This window comes from Segatella copri (assembly GCF_009495355.1).
Classification (GTDB): domain Bacteria; phylum Bacteroidota; class Bacteroidia; order Bacteroidales; family Bacteroidaceae; genus Prevotella.
Genome location: NZ_VZAD01000090.1, coordinates 1 through 5382, shown reverse-complemented (window position 1 = coordinate 5382; position 5382 = coordinate 1). Strand labels below are relative to the sequence as shown.

The following is a 5382-nucleotide window of genomic DNA, read 5'->3' as shown; positions in this document are numbered from 1 at the left end:
CCTGGGCTAAGAGCTTCTGCCCTTTCAGGGCGTATTGGGTAATTTCAACCGTACAGGTCGAAACATTTTGCGGTAAAAACACAGCAAACATTCTGATATTTTGCTGCGTTTTTACCGCAAATTTCGTATATCACTATTGAAAAAAAATCGTCAAACTACTACAAATTCTCCGTTCAAAGGCTTTGAACGGACATTCAAAGGCTCTGAACGCACATTCAAAGGCTCTGAACGCACATTCAAAGTCTTTGAACGGAGAATTATCAATAGACAAAAAACTTTTTTATCAGTAGACAAAAACATTTTAAGTCTATTGGCAACATCTTTTTAAGTTCTCTAAGAAGAAATCTATCCTTCCTTCATACTCTTTTTCACCAACTTGCCCACGAAATTCCAGGCAGGCATCTTCTTGAGTGTACTGCGTACTGGCTGGATATCCCAAAGCAGAAACACGAGCAACACAGCTATGCCAATGAGACAAGTAATGCCGTACAGCTGGCGTATGCTGATCATCAACAAGTTGGAGGCATCGTAAGGTAAGCCACGAGCCATATTGTCTGTCATCTGATGCCGAATACCAAAACTGTACAGACCCGAGCACATGGCCGACACAGGACCATTGCGTATGATGCCTGCCATGGTAAGTCCCATAAAGAAATGCTGGAAGGGCATCAGCTCCTCAAGATAAATGGTGAGCATACAGAAGAAGATGGCATTACCAAACGAACGCAGGAAAGTAGGCAGATAAAGTGCCTGCAGGGGCAATCCCGGGTCGATGAGGAAATACATCATGACAGGATAGCACACCATAGCCATAACTCCCAAAGTGAGAAGACGTGTATACTTCTGTCGAAGCACCTTGCACCAGAACAGGCAGAAAAGACAGCCTGCGATGGCTCCCATCCACTCTACAAAGTTGAGCACATTGGTGGTGAAGGTTCCAAAATGTAAAACTCCACCCGTAAAAGCAGTCTGCAGCACCTTGGGAGTACTACCCATCAACTCGACGAAAGCAAAGAGGATAAGCAGGGGCACAAGCCGCTTGTACTTCCAAGCCTCGGGAGCTATATAGGGATGACGGATGTGGCGCATACGCTGAATACAGAAGTAGCCCGTCACGACAAACAGCAACACATCCATGCGCAGGATATCGCTGTCGAACCAGTTGTAGTGTTCTCCATAATTGAAAAAGAAGATAAACTCCAACATCCATGCCGACCATAACAGACAACCCAAGTAATCGATGCTGATAAACGGCAGAGGCTTCATGAAACGAAAGTCGTGAGTGGTGACATACACCACAAGTGCCACACATAGCAAGGCACCGGTCATCGTCCAGTTGATGATGCGCCAGTCCTGATAAATATAGATAAGATGCTCAGTTATCCACGGTGAAAGCGACATATTTCCCAGCACCAGACAGTAAAGCAAGGGGAAGAAAATAGTAAAGTCGCGTTTCGAGGTCATCCACAACTGAATGGTAGACATACATTCAAAACAACCACAGAGTTTGAAGAACCCCGCGATATAGGCCAAGACACACATCACTGGCACCGAGTCGGTAAACATGATGAGGAAGTTGCACGCTGCCACCATCAAAGCTGCATTGAGCAGAAGCCTGCGATTGGTAAAGCGGAACTTCAACCTAAAGAGGAAAGGAAAGGGCATAGCCACGCCCACCACATTGAACATGACAATCATGAGCACATCCACACGCATCAGGCTGTACTCTCCCATCACCTGCAACATGGCTCCGCCATAAATGCCTCCCGACATGAGGAAGACAAAGGCAAAGAGCAAATATATCCATGGCTGCAACCTGCGAGGCACGTAGCCATTGAAAGAAGGAACCCTGAAAGGTCCCTGAAGCATTGGAGGTCCTGGCATTATAATGATTTCTTCACTTTAGTTTCTACATTTAATCCCGCACGGAGCAAAGCCACCTGCTTGGGGTCGTTATCCTTGTCGAGAGCGATACGCACGGGCACACGCTGCTCCACCTTTACAAAGTTGCCCGTGGCATTATCGACAGGAATCATCGAATAGGCTGAACCTGCCGCTGCCGACAAAGCCTCCACCTTGCCATGAAAGACGACTCCCGGTATGGCATCAGCGGTGAAATCGACAGTTTTGCCTACTTCGATGCCATCCATCTGCGTCTCACGATAGTTGGCTACCACCCATACGTCATCATCATCTACGATGCGTGCCAACATCTGTCCGGGCTGTACCAACTGCCCTACATGAATGTCTTTTCTGCCCATCACACCATCACAGGTAGCCACAATGACAGTATAGGAAAGATTGAGACGGGCAAGATTGAGCTGGGCTTCAGCCACGCTCTCACCTGCACGCGAGCTACCCAACTGATGGGTCTGCACATTACGTACCGAGGCAGCACTCTGGCGACGGCTGTTGGCCTGTTCATAGCGTGCCTTGGCTCCCAAGTATCGGGCATAGGCATTGTCGTATTGCTGACGCGTAACAGCATCTTTCTTCATCAAAGCCGCAAAGCGGTCGAAATCCTTTTTGGCATTCAGCATGTCCACACGTGCCTCTTCAATACCGGCCGACGCAGTCTGCACATTGCTGACCGTAGTACCCATGCTTGCCGTAACCACCGATGAGCCCGACTTTGAACCGCGAAGACCTGCCTCTGCCTGTGCCACCTGCAAACGAAATTCTGCATCCTCGATGATGACAAGCGTATCTCCCTTGTGCACATGCTGGAAATCGGTAAAACGGATCTCCTTGATAAATCCTGGCACACGGGTATTGATGGGGGTTATATGACGACACACCTGGGCATCATCGGTATACTCCACATCGACTCCATGCACGAAATGACTGAAACACCAGACCACAGCTCCTACCAGGAAGAGCACAACCACTACATTATATATTCTCTTGATTATTTTCTTGTTCATTACTATTAAAAATATGAAGTGTTGTATGAAAAGTTAGATTTTACCTGCAACATATTGCAGACGATAGTAGGCATATACGATATTGATACGGGCATCCACCTCCAGCAACTCGGCATTGAGCTTGAGATTGGAAGCATCCACCATATCGGTAACAAGCGCCAACTGGCTGAGATAACGTGCATTGATCACATCGTAGTTCTGCGAAGCCAGCTCCACGCTCTTCTGTTGGGTTGCCAACTCAACATAGGTTTGCTGATACTGCACATAGGCAGCCTGCACCCTGTTGTTGAGCTGTTCCGCCTGCACGTCACGAGTTTGCTGCATCTGACGAGTCTCCACAGCAGCCTGCTTCACGCGCTTGTTGCTCTTGAACAACGAACTAAGGCTATACTTCACCCCTACGCCCACGTACCATACATTGAGATTCTTGTCGACGGGAGGAAGTTCGAAGGTGATAGGCCCGTCAAAATGATTGGCTGCCACAAAAGCCACCTTGGGCAAGAGTTCACTCTTGGCAAGTTTCTCCTTGGCCTTGGCTGTCTGTATGTTCAGCACGCTCTGCTCCAAAATAGGGGAATTCATCGCACTTTCTGCCTGCCAATAACCTTCTCCATCCTGGGCATAGGTCTTGTCGGCTATGGTTGCATCGGGAACAATGGTCTGCGATACTGGCAAGCCCAAAGTGTTGCAAAGCTGATAGTTCAGAATACTGCGATTGTTACGAAGCGACGTAAGACCCAGCCTGAGCGACTGCATCTGCAACTCATAGCGGGTAATGTCGTTCTTCAGCGCCATTCCCTCCTTCTGTTTAGCCTTGATATCAGCGATGAGCTGTTCGGTGAGTTCGATATTTTTCTCGTACACCTTGATACGGTTGTCTATCTTGCAAAGGTCTAAATACTGCCCCAACGCCATGAAACGTTCTTGCTGGCGAGTAAGTTTTACGCCCACTTCTGCCTGCTGCTTGCCCAATTCGGCAAGACGAATGCCAGCATCGATGGCTCCACCGGCATAAACCACCTGCTGGGCATCAACGGCAAAGCTGTTGCCATAATGCGGAGAATGAAGTCCATGAACATCGGAGAAATCACGATCGGTCATCAGTACGTTACCCAAATAACTGAACGACAGCGAAGCATCAATATCAGGAAGGCGCTTGCTCCGGGCTGCCTCTACACCCAAACCGGCTGCAGCTACGCCCGTCTTCTGGGCACGCAGACTCTTGCTGTTATCCTCTACCTTTTCGAAAAGCTGACCTACAGTCATGGGAACACTTTGATCAATACGTCCCGAACCGTCTGTCTGGGCATGCGCCCACAAACAGCCTCCCAGCAAAAGGAGGCCTACAAACATGAATTGTTTTGTCATCAGAATTTTACCTTTTATAAATCTGGGTGCAAAGGTACAGAGTTTTCAGCGAACGACTGTTTTAAATATCACCCTACGGATGGACTTTTAGGGAACAATTCTTCTCATATCTCTCATAAAATACGTATCTTTGCAAACAAAAAGAGAACAAAACCGATGATTAATGAATTAGACAGCCGACAGGAAGCCCGACTTTTCATTACCACACTTGACGAATGGACCTTTGAACCACAGGTAATCACCTATGGCGGCATACTGATTTGCCGAAAAGGAAAGGCAAGACTGAAAGTAAACTTCAAGGAATGGGAAATGCACGAAGGAGCTGTGATAACGATTTTCCCAAATGATGTGGTGTTGCTGACCAAGGATAACGGGAACGACTTCGAGGTGGAAATGCTGAAATACAACGCCTCCTTGCTGCGTGAGGCAAGTCTGCAGTTAGAGCAAACTGTCTATTCAGCCTTGCGCGAGGACCGCTGCAGACAGGACTCTCCTATCGTCACCAATATCATCAACCACATGTTTGCCCTGCTCAGGGTGTACTTCGACCAAGCAGCATGCACCTGCCTTACGCAGTTGGTGCTATGTCAGCTGAAAGCTTTCTTCATAGGATTCAACGAATACCTGCTACGAAATCCACAATATCGCCCCGATGAAATCAAGTCTTATCGTGTAAGAGAACTCTTCAACCATTTCATGCACCTGATGGAAAGAGACTACAAGGCATCAAGGGATGTCAATTATTATGCCGACCTGATGAACATTACGCCCAAATATCTCACCAACATCGTGCGACAGGTGACGGGACACACCCCAAAGACCATCATCGACCAGTATGTCATACTGCAAATCAAGATGCAGTTGCATCGCAGTCAACAAAGCATCAAGGAAATAGCATGGGAATATCATTTCTCTGACTCAAGTTTCTTCTGCCGCTACTTTAAAAAACATACAGGAAAGACACCACAACAGATTAGAGAACAGACAGCCGACAAAACCAACCAGCAGGAAGACTGAACAGACTTCTAACTCAAGTTTCGCAAGTGGTTTATGTACGGGCTGAAGGCCCAAAAGCTCTTAGCCCAGGGCA

The 5382-nt window shown here is 47.7% G+C and carries 4 protein-coding genes; 1 reads left to right on the top strand and 3 read right to left on the bottom strand.

Going from position 1 to position 5382, the window contains the following annotated elements:
• Positions 1-345: 345 nt before the first annotated feature.
• From F7D20_RS11665 to F7D20_RS11655, 3 genes are read right to left on the bottom strand one after another with little or no spacing between them, the layout of a single operon-like run.
• Positions 346-1884, bottom strand: coding sequence for a hypothetical protein (locus F7D20_RS11665; RefSeq protein ID WP_158464187.1), 1539 nt, complete (start codon positions 1882-1884; stop codon positions 346-348).
• A complete protein-coding gene (locus F7D20_RS11660; protein WP_158464186.1) occupies positions 1884-2924 on the bottom strand; it encodes an HlyD family secretion protein in 1041 nt (346 codons plus the stop codon). The genes F7D20_RS11665 and F7D20_RS11660 overlap by 1 nt, the downstream gene beginning before the upstream one ends.
• Before the next feature lie 33 nt (positions 2925-2957).
• Positions 2958-4292 (bottom strand): TolC family protein, encoded by a 1335-nt coding sequence (locus F7D20_RS11655; protein ID WP_158464185.1) that lies wholly within the window; start codon positions 4290-4292, stop codon positions 2958-2960.
• Between the two features lie 156 nt (positions 4293-4448).
• On the opposite strand from F7D20_RS11655, the gene F7D20_RS11650 reads away from it, so the two are divergent.
• Positions 4449-5309 (top strand): AraC family transcriptional regulator, encoded by an 861-nt coding sequence (locus F7D20_RS11650; RefSeq protein WP_194253562.1) that lies wholly within the window; start codon positions 4449-4451, stop codon positions 5307-5309.
• Positions 5310-5382 lie beyond the last annotated feature (73 nt).